The organism is Sphingobium sp. YR768, from assembly GCF_900111125.1.
Taxonomy (GTDB): domain Bacteria; phylum Pseudomonadota; class Alphaproteobacteria; order Sphingomonadales; family Sphingomonadaceae; genus Sphingobium.
Map to the genome: position 1 here is coordinate 1 of NZ_FOGE01000025.1, position 14,521 is coordinate 14,521.

At 63.0% G+C, this 14,521-nt stretch carries 11 protein-coding genes; 3 read left to right on the forward strand and 8 right to left on the reverse strand.

The annotated features are described in order from the left end of the window. Positions 1 to 365 precede the first annotated feature (365 nt). The 4 genes from BMX92_RS20650 to BMX92_RS20665 form a co-directional block, all read right to left on the reverse strand. Positions 366 to 860, reverse strand: coding sequence for a methylated-DNA--[protein]-cysteine S-methyltransferase (locus BMX92_RS20650; protein ID WP_093020056.1), 495 nt, complete (start codon positions 858 to 860; stop codon positions 366 to 368). An 89-nt stretch (positions 861 to 949) separates the two neighbouring features. Further along, positions 950 to 2,362 carry an efflux transporter outer membrane subunit gene (locus tag BMX92_RS20655; RefSeq protein ID WP_093020058.1) on the reverse strand — a complete coding sequence of 471 codons (1,413 nt, stop codon included), beginning with the start codon at positions 2,360 to 2,362 and terminating at the stop codon, positions 950 to 952. Positions 2,363 to 2,367: 5 nt separating this feature from the next. Then, the gene (locus BMX92_RS20660; protein WP_093020060.1) at positions 2,368 to 5,541 is read right to left on the reverse strand and encodes an efflux RND transporter permease subunit; all 3,174 of its coding nucleotides are present in this window, start codon (positions 5,539 to 5,541) and stop codon (positions 2,368 to 2,370) included. Between the two features lie 3 nt (positions 5,542 to 5,544). Beyond that, the gene (locus BMX92_RS20665; RefSeq protein ID WP_093020062.1) at positions 5,545 to 6,699 is read right to left on the reverse strand and encodes an efflux RND transporter periplasmic adaptor subunit; all 1,155 of its coding nucleotides are present in this window, start codon (positions 6,697 to 6,699) and stop codon (positions 5,545 to 5,547) included. 119 nt (positions 6,700 to 6,818) lie between these two features. Between BMX92_RS20665 and BMX92_RS20670 the strand changes: the two genes are divergently transcribed. Continuing rightward, entirely contained in the window at positions 6,819 to 7,406 is a 588-nt protein-coding gene (locus BMX92_RS20670; RefSeq protein ID WP_093020064.1) for a TetR/AcrR family transcriptional regulator, read from the forward strand. Positions 7,407 to 7,413: 7 nt separating this feature from the next. Here the strand turns inward: BMX92_RS20670 and BMX92_RS20675 are convergent, their stop codons facing one another. Together BMX92_RS20675 and BMX92_RS20680 are read right to left on the reverse strand one after the other, a co-directional pair. Next, on the reverse strand, positions 7,414 to 8,532 hold the full coding sequence (locus tag BMX92_RS20675) for a glycosyltransferase family 4 protein (RefSeq protein WP_093020066.1): 1,119 nt from the start codon (positions 8,530 to 8,532) through the stop codon (positions 7,414 to 7,416). Continuing rightward, the gene (locus tag BMX92_RS20680) at positions 8,529 to 9,647 is read right to left on the reverse strand and encodes a glycosyltransferase family 4 protein (RefSeq protein ID WP_218145816.1); all 1,119 of its coding nucleotides are present in this window, start codon (positions 9,645 to 9,647) and stop codon (positions 8,529 to 8,531) included. Before BMX92_RS20680 ends, BMX92_RS20675 begins: the two co-directional genes overlap by 4 nt. Before the next feature lie 30 nt (positions 9,648 to 9,677). On the opposite strand from BMX92_RS20680, the gene BMX92_RS27020 reads away from it, so the two are divergent. Further along, positions 9,678 to 9,878 (forward strand): hypothetical protein, encoded by a 201-nt coding sequence (locus BMX92_RS27020; protein WP_143066834.1) that lies wholly within the window; start codon positions 9,678 to 9,680, stop codon positions 9,876 to 9,878. Between the two features lie 11 nt (positions 9,879 to 9,889). Beyond that, positions 9,890 to 10,051 carry a hypothetical protein gene (locus tag BMX92_RS27470; protein ID WP_177185172.1) on the forward strand — a complete coding sequence of 54 codons (162 nt, stop codon included), beginning with the start codon at positions 9,890 to 9,892 and terminating at the stop codon, positions 10,049 to 10,051. A 52-nt stretch (positions 10,052 to 10,103) separates the two neighbouring features. On the opposite strand, the gene BMX92_RS20685 is transcribed toward BMX92_RS27470, so the two are convergent. Continuing rightward, entirely contained in the window at positions 10,104 to 12,992 is a 2,889-nt protein-coding gene (locus BMX92_RS20685; protein WP_093020068.1) for a M16 family metallopeptidase, read from the reverse strand. A 139-nt stretch (positions 12,993 to 13,131) separates the two neighbouring features. Further along, entirely contained in the window at positions 13,132 to 14,514 is a 1,383-nt protein-coding gene (locus BMX92_RS20690; protein WP_093020070.1) for a DEAD/DEAH box helicase, read from the reverse strand. Between the last annotated feature and the right edge of the window lie 7 nt (positions 14,515 to 14,521).

Sequence of the window (14,521 nt, forward strand, 5' to 3'; positions counted from 1 at the left end):
ACGCCATCCGGGGTAGTGCCGCAGAAGTGCAAACCCGTTCGGCACGGCGTGTAATTGGAGTTGCCGTCCCCATCTATCGTCGGGGCTTCCAGACGAATTCCGCCTGATGTATCGAAAGCATTAGCCATGGCGAACCTCCATTCGCGTGGTCAGGGCCGGGCAGCGTTGGCGCGCTGTTTCGGCCCGATTTCGGTTAGCCATGGAGGTCGGGTTTTCTGGAGTTTTACGTCGCGATTTTGCGATCGTTAGACAAACCAACACCATGGCCTGCCTCGATCTTACGCTCCACTTGGGTGCACCATTTTTCAATGACTTAGGTCAAATCCCCCCTTTCTTGATGATCGTACGGGATGGCGAGGCCTCTCCTAGAGCAGCCGTCCACGGCTTTGTTCAAAATCGAGTAGCCAACGCTTCACTTCGACGCCGCCAGCGAAGCCGGTGAGCGCGCCATTGGTGCCGACGACGCGGTGACAGGGCGCAATGATCGAGATGGGATTGCGTCCATTGGCGGCGCCGACAGCCCGGCTGGCGGTGGGGTGGCCGATGGCGCGGGCCATGTCGCCATAGCTGCGGGTTTCGCCGAAGGGGATGGTGCAAAGCGCTGCCCAGACCTTCTGCTGAAAATCGGTGCCGCGAACATCGAGCGGGACGGTGAAGTCTTGCAACGTACCCGCAAAATAGGCGGTCAGTTGTTGGGCCGTCTGTGCCAGCACCGGGTGATCGTGGCTCTCTTCGCGTAAACTCAGGCGGACGCGGTCGGGATCGTCCTCTTCCCACAATATCGCCACCAGTCCCTTGTCACTGGCAACCAGCGTCAGGGCGCCGACGGGCGACGGGAAAAGGACTTCGACGAGGGACATAGAAAAATCTCCGCTACTCACCCTTTGGCAAATAGCGGAGATTTTCGGCCGAGGCTTCCCCCGGCTTGCTTTCAAAGTCGGCGGAAGCCTTATTTCAGGCCGCCACCCATCGCCCGATAAAGTTCGACCATGTTGGTCGCACGGGTCAGGCGGGTAGCAACCAGGCTCTGTTCGGCACTGTAGAGCGACCGCTGCGAATCCAGAGTCGTCAGGAAATTGTCCACACCGGCGCGGAAGCGGGCTTCAGACAATGTGTAGGCGACCTGCGCCGAATCCCGCTGCGACGTCTGCGCTTCAAGCTGCTGCGTCATCGTGCCGCGACGGGCGAGCGCATCGGCGACTTCGCGGAAGCCGGTCTGCACGCTCTTTTCATAGGTGGCGAGCATCGCGTCATAGGTCGCCCTGGCATAGCGCAGATTGCCCTTGTTCCGGCCGAAGTCGAAAATGGGCAGGGTCGCGCTGGGCGCCACCGACCAGGTGTCGCTACCCGATTTGAACAGGCCGGACAGACCAAGGCTAACCGTTCCCAACGCCGCCGTCAGCGAAATGGTCGGGAAGAAAGCCGCCCGCGCCGCGCCGATATTGGCATTGGCGCCGCGCAGATTATGCTCTGCCGAAGCGATGTCCGGACGGCGCAACAAGACATCGGACGCGATATTCGCCGGCAGATTGTCGAGCGTCGCATCTTTCTGGTCCAGCGCGTTGGGCAGGTCAGAGGCTGGCACAGTCGTCCCGGCCAGCAGGTTGAGCGCATTCTGATCCTGCGCCACCAGCGTCGTGGCCGCTGCGATATCCGAACGAGCGCCGTCATAGCTGGTCTGCGCCTGACGCACTTCCAACTCGGACGCCACGCCCTTGGCAAAGCGCGCCTTGTTCAATTCCAGCGTCTTGCCGAAGGCCTGTTCCAGATCGCGCGCGATCCGGAGCCGTTCCTGATCCGCCGCCATGGTGAGCCAGGCATTGGCGGTTTCGGCGATAAGCGCGGTCTGCGCCGCATTGCGGGTTTCGACGCTGGCGAAATATTGCTCCTGCGCCGCCTTGGTCAGGTTGCGGACCCGGCCGAACAGGTCGATTTCCCACGAGGAAATGCCAAGCTGGGCCTGATAGACATCGGTGTTGAGCCGCTGGCTCTGACCGAACTGGACGAGCGGCTGTTCCGAATAGGTCGCCGTGCCGGTGCCTGCCACGGTGGGCAGCAGGTCGGCGCGCTGCACCTTATATTGCGCACGCGCCTGTTCGACATTGGCGAGCGCAATCCGCAGGTCGCGATTATTGGCGAGCGCGGTTTCGATCACCCGCGCCAGACGGGCGTCAGTGAAGAAATCGCGCCAGGCGGTGTCGGCAGGGACGATCGCCCCTGCCCCGTCATTGGCGACATAAGCGTCACCCTGCGGCGTGCCGGCCGCAACCGGCAGGTCTGGCCGCACATATTTGGGCGCCATGTCGCAGGCGGCCAGCGCCAGCGAAAGTGTGACGGCGCCCAGCGCTTTCATGTTGCGCATGGTCTTCAAGCCTCCTGCGGCGCGCGCGGCGTTGCCGTATCGTCGGCCGCTTCATGGTTTTTATGTTCGCGGAACAGCCGCTTTACGACGGTGAAGAAGACGGGGACGAAGAAGACCGCCAGCACCGTGGCCGACAACATGCCGCCCACGACCGCCCAGCCGATCGCATTCTGACCGCCCGCCCCTGCGCCCTTCGACAGGGCCAGCGGCAGCACGCCGAAGATGAAGGCGAAGCTGGTCATCAGGATCGGCCGCAGACGCAGCTTGCCCGCTTCCAGTGCCGCCTGTGCCGGGGCCATGCCTTCGCGCATCTTTTCCTCGGCGAATTCGACGATCAGGATCGCATTCTTCGCCGACACGCCGATCGTGGTGATCAGGCCGACCTGAAGATAGATGTCGTTGCTGAGGCCCGCGAGCCGCGCAGCGATCACCGCACCCAATACGCCCAGAGGCACCACCAGCATGACCGCGATCGGGACCGACCAGCTTTCATACAAGGCCGCAAGGCAGAGGAAGACGATCAGCATCGAGAGCGCATAAACATAGGGCGCCTGCCCACCGGACGTCTTTTCCTCATAGGAAATGCCGTTCCAGCTATAGCCGATACCGGCCGGCAGCTTGACGGCAAACTCCTCCATCACCTGCATCGCCGTGCCGCTCGACACGCCCGGCGCAGGCGCGCCCTGAATGTTCATCGACGGCACGCCGTTGAAGCGTTCCAGACGCGCCGGACCCTGTATCCACTCGGTCGTGGAGAAGGCGGACAGCGGCGCCATGGTGCCGGTGCTGCCGCGCACATGGAAGGCATTGATCGCATCGGGCGACATGCGGAACGGAGCGTCCGCCTGCACATAGACGCGCTTCACGCGATCGCGATCGATGAAGTCGTTGATGTAGGACCCGCCCAGATTGGTGCTGATCGTATCATTGACGTCCGACTGGGCGATGCCCAATGCGCCGGCCGCGGACTGATCGACGTTCAGCTTCAATTGCGGCGTATCTTCCAGACCATTGGGACGAACCTGCGCCAGACGCTTGTCCGCCATCGCCATGCCAAGCAGTTGATTGCGGGCTGCCAGCAGCTTTTCATGACCCAGATTGGCCTGATCGAGCAACTGGAAGTCGAAGCCGGACGCATTGCCCAGTTCCTGCACCGCCGGCGGCACGAAGGCGAAGGCCATGCCCGCCTTGATCTTCTGGAACGCCATATTCGCGCGCAATGCGATCGCGGGGACGCGATTGTCCGTGCCCTTGCGATGCTCCCAGTCCTTCATGCGGACGAAGACGATACCGACATTCTGCCCCTGTCCGACGAAGCCGAAGCCTGCGACCGTGAACACGGCGGAGACATTCTGCTTTTCATCGACCAGATAATGATCGCGCATCTTGGCGAGCGTGCGCTCGGTTTCCTCCATCGTCGTACCGGCCGGCAGTGACACCTGGTTGATGATCATGCCCTGATCTTCATCCGGCAGGAAGCCGCTGGGCAGACGCAGGAAGATGAAGGCCATGCCGACCACGATCAGGCCATAGACCAGCATGGTGCGGCCCCAGCGATGCTCGACCTTTTCCACACCCTTGCCATAGCGCACGACGCCCTTGTCGAAGGTCCGGTTGAACCAGTCGAAAAAGCGGCCGAAGATCGAGCCGATCGGCCCGTTCCAGCTATGACCATGCGATGCCGGCTTCAGGATCGTGGCGCAAAGCGCCGGCGTCAGCACCAGTGCGACCAGCACCGACAGGATCATCGAGGAGACGATCGTGATCGAGAACTGGCGGAAGATGACGCCGGTCGACCCGCCGAAGAAGGCCATCGGCAGGAACACCGCCGACAGGACGAGGCCGATGCCGATCAGCGCGCCGCTGATTTCGTCCATCGACTTGCGCGCCGCTTCCTTCGGGCTGAGCCCTTCATCCTGGATCAGGCGTTCGACATTTTCCACGACGACGATCGCGTCGTCGACCAGCAGGCCGATGGCCAGCACCATGCCGAACAGGGTGAGCGTGTTGATCGTGAAGCCCGCGGCACTCAGGATCGCCAGTGCGCCCAACAACACCACCGGGACGGCGATGGTCGGGATCAGCGTCGCGCGCCAGTTCTGAAGGAACAGGAACATGACGACGAAGACCAGCAGCACCGCTTCGAACAGGGTATGGATGACCTGTTCGACCGACAGCTTCACGAAGGTCGAGTTGTCGACCGGGAAGTCATATTTCACCCAGCTCGGGAAATTCTTCGACAACTGGTCGACGCGGCTCTTCACCGCTTCCACCGTGTCGAGCGCATTGGCGCCCGGCGCCAGCTTCACGCCGAAGCCCGATGCCGGATGGCCGTTGAACTTCACGCCAAAGCCGTATGTTTCCGCGCCGAGTTCCACCCGGGCGACGTCGGACATCAGCACCACCGAGCCGTCGCTGTTGCTGCGCAGGCGGATGTTGCGGAATTCTTCCGGCGTGCGCAGGCGCGACTGGGCGGTGACGGTCGCGTTGAGCGCCTGTCCCTTGATCGAGGGCGAACCACCGATCTGGCCAGCGGAAACCTGCGCATTCTGCGCCGTGATCGCCGATTTGACGTCACCAGTGGTGACGCCCAGATTGGCCATCTTATAGGGATCGAGCCAGATGCGCATCGCATATTGCGAGCCGAACAACTGGGTATCGCCGACGCCGGTCACGCGGCTCAGCGGGTCCTGAAGGCTCGACGCAATGAAGTCGCTGGCATCTTCCTGATCATGGATGCCGTCATCGGAATAGACGGCCATGATGAGGAGGAAGCTGGAGGTCGACTTGCCGACGCGCAGCCCCTGCTGCTGCACTTCCTGCGGCAGCAGCGGCGTTGCCTGCGACAGCTTGTTCTGCACCTGCACCTGCGCGATGTCAGGGTCCGTCCCCTGCTCGAACGTCAGGCTGATGTTCAGATTGCCCGACCCGTCGCTGGTGGACGAGAAATAGCGCAGATTGTCGATGCCCTTGAGCTGTTGCTCGATGATCTGCGTGGTGGTGCTTTCCAGCGTCTGGGCGTTGGCGCCCGGATAGCTGGTCTGGATCGTCACCGCCGGCGGGGCGATTTCCGGGAACTGCGCAACCGGCAGCGACCGGATCGCGAGCAGGCCCGCAAGCATGATGACGATGGCGATGACCCATGCGAAGATGGGCCTGTCGATAAAATAGCGGGCCATGGCTTAGTTCGCCCCGCCCTGGGCTGCGGTTGCAGTCACCTGCTGCGGCGCGCCGGGCTTGACGACGGTGCCGGGACGCAGGTTGAGCAGGCCTTCGACGATCAGCTTGTCGCCGGCCTTCAGCCCCTTGGTCACGATCCACTTGTCGCCAACCGCGCGGTCAACCTCGACCTGACGCAGTTCGGCTTTGTTATCCTTGCCGATGACCATCGCCGTGGCGCGACCGCGCGCATCGCGGGTAATGCCCTGCTGCGGCGCGAGGATCGCCTGACTCCGCTGGCCTTCGACCATCTTCGCGCGGACATACATGCCCGGCAGCAGCAAGCCGTCCGGATTGGGGAAAGTCGCGCGCAGGGTTACGGCACCCGACGTGGCGTCGACCGTGACTTCGGCGAACTGCAAGCGACCCTCGATCGGATATTCGCTGCCATTGGGCAGGATCAGGCGGATACGCACGCCATTCGCGTCGCTGACGCCGCCAGCCTTGATCGCCTGCTTGAGGTCGATGATCTGCGCCGCCGACTGGGTCACGTCGACATAGACGGTGTCGGTACGCTGGATGGTGGTGAGCGGATCGGTCTGGCCGCTCTGGACCAATGCGCCCGGCGTGAAGAGCGAGCGGCTGATACGGCCGGAAATGGGCGCTCGGATACGGGTGAAGTTCTGGTTCACCTGCGCAGCCTGTACCGATCCCTGGCTGGCCGCGACATCGGCGCGCGCCTGCTGGGCGGCGGCATCCGCGTCATCATATTCCTGCTTGCTGACCGCATTGATCGCAGCCAGATCCTTGTAGCGCTGCGCCTGCAATCCGGTGGAACGGATCGTCGCCTTCGCCTTTGCCAGCGACCCCTGCGCCTGCGCCAGCGCGGCGCGATAGGGCGCGTCATCGATTTCGTAGAGCATCTGCCCGGCGTGGACGAAACCGCCCTCCTGGAACAGGCGGCGGCGAATGATACCGCTGATCTGCGGGCGGACTTCCGCCGTTTCAAAGGCCGAAATGCGGCCCGGCAGTTCGTTGAGCAACGGCGCCGATTCGACCTTCAGCGTCACGACACCCACGGCTGGCGGCTGGGGCGCGGGCGGCTGACTGCCCCCGCACGCGCTCAGCGTCAGCGCCGACGCGCACGCCAGCAGCCCGATGATTGTCCCCTTTTGCATCGTCTGAATTCCGTTTCGAAGTGGATCATGATTTCGGAATGAACGTTCATTCCGCTTGCCGGGCAGGTATGATCATGGCAGAGCGAATTCAAGAGGCAAAAAACGCCAGAGGGTATAAAATGGTTGCGGTGCAGCATGAAAAAAATGGAAAGACGCGGATATTGGAGGCCGCACGCACGCTTTTCGACAGCCATGGTTTTCACCAGACCTCTATGGCAGAACTTGCCACAGCTGCTCAAGTGTCCGTTGGACAGATATATCGCCTGTTCAAGGGCAAGGAAGATATCATCGAAGCGCTCGTCCATGACGATGCCGACCAATGGTGCAGCGAGATGGCGAATATCCGCGTCCGGCTGGATATGGGCGAACTGACGATCGAGCAGACATTCGAACAATTGCTGCTGCACACGATCGACGAAAAGGACGAGGCGCTCGCGTTCGACATATTGGCCGAGAGCTTTCGAAACCCCGCCGTGGCCGACACGATCGCAGCCATGTGCGAGCGGTTCCGATCCTTCATCCGTTACTTCGCCTGTGCTGCCAACGACCAACTGTCCGGCGATGCGCTGGACGCTGCCGAGGAAATGATATTGGGCTGCCTGTTCGGGCTGGGCCATCGCAGCATTTCCCGCCCGAAACTGGCGCCAGCGGATACGGCGCGCCGCACCGGGCACATGATTCTTACTGCCCTGCGCGGCGTGACCTGAAGGCGGCCTATAGCCGCCCGTAGAGTTGCGCCGTTTCCTGCACGCATCGCGCCCAGCTATAGCCAGCCGCCACGGCAAGACCGGCCTCTGCCGCCGATTGCCGCCAGTCTTCATCCAGCAGGCCGCGTTCCAGATCCCGGGCGAAGCGGTCGACATCGTCCGGATCGGTCAGCATGGCCGCACCGGCGGTGACTTCGGGCAGGCAGGAAATATCGGCAACGATGGTCGGCACGCCACTGGCCATCGCTTCGATCGGCGGCAGGCCGAAGCCTTCATAGACCGACGGATAGACGAACAGCCTGGCTCCGGCATAGAGGGCGGGCAGCGCCGCTTCCTCGACATAACGGATATAGCGCAGCCAGCCTTCCCGTTCCGCATCGGCCATGTCGCGCAATATCGCGTCGCTCAGCCAGCCGGACGACCCCGCGAGCACCAGCGGGCAGCGGTTTCGCAGGGCCAAAGGGAGCAGGCGCCAAGCCTTCAGCAATTCGCCGATCCGCTTGCGCGGTTCGATGGTCGACACGCACAGGGCATAGCCGCCGGGTGTCAGGCTCATCCTGGCCAGAACCGGCACCAAATCTTCCGACGCACAGGGATGGAAATTTGGCCCCACCCCCTGATGAATGGCCGTCACCTTGTCGGGGCCAAAGCCGGTGAAGGCGATCACTTCCTGCCGTACCGTTTCCGACACGGTGATGATATGCGCCGTACGACCAAGGGTGGCGGCGAATTCCTGATCGAACTGTGCCCGCCGCTCCGCCGGATGAGTTTCGGGATAGCGGAACACCGAGAGGTCGTGGATGGTGATGATCCCTTGCTCGGCAAATTCGGGCAGGAAGAAATTCGGGCCATGGCAGACCGAAAAATGCGCGATCGTCCGATCCCGCAGGCGGCGCGACGTCTTGCTGACCTTGCGCATCCAGAGTTCGTAGGGTGATTTATTGCGGCGCGGGCCATCGATGAGCAGCTTCGCCGGATCGGCGATCCAATGGTCGTTCCGGACATAGCGGACCGACGCTATGCCCGGCTCCACCGGCAAGCGCTGCGCCAGTTCCCAGACATAGCGGCCGACGCCGGTCAGTTGTGGACTGAGCGCCTCGACCGACAGGATGACGCGCTTCTTCATGCCGACCTTTTGCTGTTGTAGAGCCGCCCGTAAAGCGCCACCGTATCCCGAACGCAAGCGTCCCAGTCATATTTCGCTGCCACCGCCAGTCCGGCCGCGCGGGCCTGCGCGCGCCATGCTTCGTCCTCCAGCGCCTGCGTTATGTGGCGGGCGAAGCCGTCGACATCATCGGGTTCGACCAGCATCGCCGCGCCGCCGGTGACTTCGGGCAGGCAGGAGGCGTTGGCGACCAGCACGGGCACGCCGCTGGCCATCGCTTCCACGGGCGGCAGGCCGAAGCCTTCATAGACCGAAGGATAAAGAAACAGGCCGGCGCCAGCATAGAGGATCGGCAGGTCTTCGTCCGGCACGAAACCCAGATAGCGGACCCAGCCCTGCGCCTGCCCCTGCTCCATCAGCGCGCGAATATCCTCGCTTAGCCAGCCCTTACCGCCCGTCACCATCAGCGGCCAGCGGTGGCGCAAGGCGGGCGGCAGCAACGACCAGGCCTGCAACAACTGCGCGATCCGCTTGCGCGGCTCGACCGTTGAGACGCACAGGGCATAGCCATTAGGCGTCAGGTCGTAGCGGGTGAGGATAGGCACAATCTCTGCGGCATCGCGAGGATGGAAGGCAGCGTCGACGCCAAGCGGGATCGCCGTCACCTGCGCAGGATCGAGTGCGAACATGTCGATCACTTCCCGGCGCACGGTATCACTGTCGGTGATGACATGGCCCGCAATCGCCAGCGACTGGCTGAACCGCCGTTCGAAATGGGCGATGCGATCGGCCGGATGCGTTTCGGGATAGCGCAGGACGGACAGGTCATGCACCGTGACCACGCCGCCCTCCGCCCAGTCAGGCAGGAAATAATTCGGCCCATGGAAAAGATGCGTGCGTCCGAACCCGCGTTGGGAACGGTTACGCCACCAGCGCGGCCGCCAGTCGCGCGGCAACGGGCGATCCGGGTCGAGCAGGCCCGCGGGGTCGGCAATCCAATGGCCACTGCGCCAGAAACGCACGTCTTCGATAACGGACAGGGACGCCATCCGCGACGCCAGCGCCCAATTATAGCGACCGATGCCCGAGAGATGCGGCTCCAGCGCCTCGACCGACAGGATGATCCGCAGACTCATCGCGCCATTTCCACGACGGAGCGAGACGGCATGTCAGATATCAACGACGCAATCCTTCTTCGCAAAATACGCAATATGCCCCTTTGGGAAATCCTGAAGAAAAGAACAAAACACGCAAAATGCCGGATGCACTTCCCATCGCATGCCCCCCACCATCCGCCGCATCATTCGCGCGGCAATGTTGCAATGCCGCAACTTATGACGCCCTTTGTCATTAATGAGAATAGATGATCGGGAGGCGAATGATGATGACCGACAAAAGCTTCGACCGCAGCTACTTCTTCGAAAGACTCGAACGAAATCGGGAACTTGCGAAACAGAGCCAAAATCCGGTCATTCGCGACCTTCATCTTGAATATGTTCGACTTTACCAGCAATTGATCCGCGAAGAACAGCCGGCCTGAGCGCAGCGCGGGACTGCCTTTTCCTGCCGCCCGCACGCTGCTGCCCGACGCCCTACTTGGCCGCGACACCCTCCGGCAGGACGATGGCCGACCAGCTTTTTGCGGGCACCAGATATTTGGCGGCCAGCGCCTGCAACTGTTCCGGCGTGACCGACAGCATATCCGGCGACATGGATTTCATCGCTTCCACATAACGCGGATCGTGGGTCGCCCCTTCCATCTGGTTCATCCAGAAGGCGTTGCCGGTGCTGGCCCGCATCAGAAGCTGCTGCATGGGCGCCACTGCGCGTTGCAATTCATCGGCGCTGACGGGGGTCTTCACCAGATCGGCCGCCGTGTCCTTCACCACGCTGTAGAAATAATTGATCCGATCCGGCCGGACCTGACTGGTGACGAGGATATAGCCGCCACTGTCATAGGAGAAGGGCCAGTTATTCTGGACGCTGGGCGAATAAGCGGCGCCTTCGGTCGAACGCAGCTTGTCGAACAGGCGATCGTTGAAAATCTGGGTCAGGATTTCGAGCTGGCGCCCTTCCTTCTGAAGCGCGAAGCCGCCCGAAGTTGGCCAGGCCATGACGGCCGCCGCCTGTTCTTTCTCCCCCTTGTGCCGCAGCACGACGGGCGTTTCGACATGGGCGGGGAAGCGCATGGCACGATTGGCGGCCGGGACCGGCACATCGGGCCGCGCCGGCAGCGCGCCGAAAGTTGCAGCCACTGTCTGGATCGCGTCCTCCGCCTTCACCTGCCCGAAAATCTGGATTTCAATCGGGCCGGACGCCAGGATCGGTTCCCAGGTGGCGCGGAAGGCCTGCGGGGTCAGCGCATCGATTTCCGCGCGGGACGGGGTACGGAAACGCACGTCCTTGTCATGCAGCAGCCAATTGAGATCGCGGCCCAGCACGGCGTCGGGCGAGCGTGACATGGCATCATAGGCGACCCCTGCCCCGGTCTTCACCCGCGCGATCGGCGCCGGGTCCCAGCCGGGCTGCGCCAGCTTGGCGGCGAACAAACGCAACTGGTCCTTATAGTCGGCCGGGCGCGTGACCACCTGCATTTCAAAGGCATCATCGTCGATGTTGAAGCCCATGCCCATGCGTCGGCCGTTGGTCAGGTCATCCAGTTCCCGCTGGCCCAGTTTGCCGATGCCGCTGGCCACCAGCGCATAGTCGGCCGCCCAGCCCGGCACGGGCTTCGTCGGCGAGAAAGCCTGCTGCCCATGGCCGAAGCGAACGTTGATCCGCACCTTTTCCGTTTCGATATCATTGGCGAACAGGGTCAGCTTGACCCCGTTGGCGAAGGTGATTTCCTCCATCCCCTGCAAGCCGATCGGCTTGCGCGACACGACGGTTCCGGGCGTCCCGAATTTCGGCAGGTCGTCCATGGTTACGGCCTTGTCCGCCAGGCGGGCATTGGTCGCAGCCTTGACCGGCGTGGCGACGGCAGCCGCCAGTTTTGCGTCCAGCCCCGGCTGCACCTTGCCCGTCACCATCAGCGCACGGAACACACCGGCCGAAAAGAGCCGGCGGGTGGAATCCAGGATTTTGTCCGGCGTCATCGTCGGCTTGCCAGCGCGGAAGATATCGACCGCCGCCTGCGGGCTGACGGTGGTTTCGCGAATGTCGACGGCGCTGACCAGATCGCTCGCCTGTTTCGATCCGGCTTCGGTGTCGGCATTTTCGACGCCGATGGAAAGTGCGGTATCCATCTGCGCATATTCGCGGTCGATCTCCGCCTGGCTGGGCGGCGTCGCCTTCGCGTCCTCGATGATGGCGCGGACGTCGGCCAACGCCTTTTCCCAATTTTCGCCGGTCGGGACGATGGTCAGGAAGGTGCCATCGACGGACCGGCTGACATCTTCCTGATCGACACCGGCCTGAAGGAAACTGCCGCCCGCGCGCGCCGCCTGTTCCAGCCGTCGGCTGACGATCTGCAACGCCAGCATGTCGGTCAGCTTGTCCTGATTATAGACGATGGTGTCGGCATGGGGCGTCCAGGGCCGCAGCCAGGCCATCGTCAGCCCCAGCGGCACGCCGGGCTCCACCACCACGCGGGTCGCAGGCTGTTTGGGATCGGGCGCGCCGAAATCGGGCAGCGGCGCCCCCTTGCCCGGCACGGTCCAGCTACCGAAATTATCCTTGATAAGCTGTTCCGCCTGCGCGGGATCGATGTCGCCAGCGATGGCGATCACGGCATTTTCCGGGCGATACCAGCGCTGGTGGAAGGCCTCGATCTTCGCGGCCGTCGCGGCGTTGAGTGTGGCCACCGTGCCGATCGGCGCATGATCGGCCAGCGGCTGACCGGCGAAGAAATGCAGTCGGCTGGCGTCGGACAGGCGCATTTGCGGCCCGTCGCTTTCGCGCCGTTCGGCCAGCACGACGGCGCGTTCCGCTGCCACCGCGCTCTCGACGATATTGGGATCGGTCATCATGCCGGACAATATCTTCATGCTTTCGCCCAGACTCGCCGGTGTCGCCTGCGGCAGGTCGAGCGCATAGGTGGTGCCGGTCGGTGTGGTCTGCGCATTGCTGTCGCTGCCGAAGGTCACGCCCAGCCGCTGCCAGATACGCTTGGATTCGCCGTCAGGCACATGGCGCGATCCGCGCATCGAAAGATGTTCGATATAATGGGCGTAACCCAGTTCGTCGGGCTGTTCCATCAGCGAACCGGCGTCGATCCGCAACCGCACCGACACCTGGCCCGGCGGCACGCCATTGCGACGGACCGCATAGCGCAAGCCGTTGGACAAGGTGCCGAAACGCCATGCGGCATCGATCGGCACATCGCTATTCTCATAGAGCCAGGGTCGGACCTGAGCCTGGCTGGCCCCCTGCGTCGCAGCGGGTGCAGCGGCGGTATTGGTTCGCGCCGCGAGCGGCGATCCCGACAGGATCAGGGCGATGATGGAGAGCGAAGCTGCCGGACGGCGAAGGGAAAAATGCATAGGCAGGAGAACCTAACGGCATTTTTCTGAATGGCCACTGACAAAGCGGACATGAACTTTTTGTTCGTCGCCATGCCAGAGCGAGGGCAAGCAGATATTTAAAAGGCCGCCACAGGATATGCGGCGGCCTCTGTATTTTTTAGCGCGGTGCGCCGGTCCGCTGGACCGCGCCCTTGTGCGCGCCCACGCCGCCGCTCTTGCGGCGACGGTTGAAGGGCCGCTTCTCGCCGCCTTCCGAATCCGCGCGATGCGCCCGGTCGGGTGCGCCGCGCTGCTGCTTCTGGCCGTCCTGATAGCGGCGCTGCCCTTCGGCGCGCTTGGCCTGCTGCTGCGGGCTCTGGCTCGGCCCCTTCTTGGGCGCGGCAGGCTTGGGCAGGTTGCGCACCGCTTCCAGGAAATTCTCCGGCAGCGGCTCGATTTCCAGCTTGACGCGCGTCGCCTTCTCGATGGCCTTCAGATAGGGGCGCTCGTCATCCGCCACGAAGCTGATCGCGATGCCATCAGCACCCGCGCGCGCGGTGCGGCCGATGCGGTGAACATATTGTTCGGCCACATTAGGGATTTCGAAGTTAATGACATGGCTGACGCCCGAAACGTCGATGCCGCGCGCGGCGATATCCGTTGCGACCAGCAGCTTCACCTTGCCCTGACGGAAGGCCTGGAGCGCGGTCGTACGCTGGCCCTGGCTCTTGTTGCCGTGGATGGCGAAGGCGTCAATGCCCGCCCCCTCCAGGAAACGCACGACGCGATCCGCGCCATGCTTGGTACGGGTGAAGATGAGCGCGCGGTCAATATCCTCATTCTTGAGGACGATGTGCAGCAGCGCCTGCTTTTCCGCCTGATTGACGAAGGTCATCCGCTGGCGCACGCGCTCTGCCGTGGTGGACTGCGGGGCGACGCTGACCTTGACCGGATTGTTCAGGAACTGGGCGGCGAGCGCCTCGATCTCCTTGGGCATGGTAGCCGAGAAGAACAGGTTCTGACGGCCGGTGGGCAGCATCTTGGCGACGCGGCGCAGCGGGTGGATGAAACCCATGTCCATCATCTGGTCCGCTTCGTCGAGGACGAAGATTTCCGTGTCCTTGATGGTGAAGGCGCGCTGGTCGATCAGGTCGAGCAGACGGCCCGGCGTGGCGACGACGATGTCGACACCAGCGGACAAAGCGCGGATCTGCTTGCCGATCGGCACGCCACCGAAGACGGTTTCCACCGAGAGGCGCATGAAGCGGCCATAATCGCGGAAGCTCTGCGCGATCTGCGCGGCGAGTTCGCGGGTGGGCGACAGCACCAGCATCCGGCAGCCCTTGATCGGGGTCGGCTTGGGATTGCGGGCGAAATAGTCGAGGCTGGGCAGCGCAAAGGCTGCGGTCTTGCCCGTGCCGGTCTGGGCGATGCCGCACAGATCCTTGCCTTCCAGCAGGACGGGGATCGCCTTTTGCTGGATCGGGGTGGGATTGGCATATTTCTTGGCGGCGAGCGCCTTCAGAATCGGCTCAGAAAGGCCGAGGTCGGTAAATTCCATGGATATT

Coding starts and splice junctions, on each gene's coding strand:
- BMX92_RS20650 (WP_093020056.1), bottom strand. CDS start 860: ATGTCCCTCGTCGAAGTCCTTTTCCCGTCGCCCGTCGGCGCCCTGACG.
- BMX92_RS20655 (WP_093020058.1), bottom strand. CDS start 2,362: ATGCGCAACATGAAAGCGCTGGGCGCCGTCACACTTTCGCTGGCGCTG.
- BMX92_RS20660 (WP_093020060.1), bottom strand. CDS start 5,541: ATGGCCCGCTATTTTATCGACAGGCCCATCTTCGCATGGGTCATCGCC.
- BMX92_RS20665 (WP_093020062.1), bottom strand. CDS start 6,699: ATGCAAAAGGGGACAATCATCGGGCTGCTGGCGTGCGCGTCGGCGCTG.
- BMX92_RS20670 (WP_093020064.1), top strand. CDS start 6,819: ATGGTTGCGGTGCAGCATGAAAAAAATGGAAAGACGCGGATATTGGAG.
- BMX92_RS20675 (WP_093020066.1), bottom strand. CDS start 8,532: ATGAAGAAGCGCGTCATCCTGTCGGTCGAGGCGCTCAGTCCACAACTG.
- BMX92_RS20680 (WP_218145816.1), bottom strand. CDS start 9,647: ATGAGTCTGCGGATCATCCTGTCGGTCGAGGCGCTGGAGCCGCATCTC.
- BMX92_RS27020 (WP_143066834.1), top strand. CDS start 9,678: ATGTCAGATATCAACGACGCAATCCTTCTTCGCAAAATACGCAATATG.
- BMX92_RS27470 (WP_177185172.1), top strand. CDS start 9,890: ATGATGATGACCGACAAAAGCTTCGACCGCAGCTACTTCTTCGAAAGA.
- BMX92_RS20685 (WP_093020068.1), bottom strand. CDS start 12,992: ATGCATTTTTCCCTTCGCCGTCCGGCAGCTTCGCTCTCCATCATCGCC.
- BMX92_RS20690 (WP_093020070.1), bottom strand. CDS start 14,514: ATGGAATTTACCGACCTCGGCCTTTCTGAGCCGATTCTGAAGGCGCTC.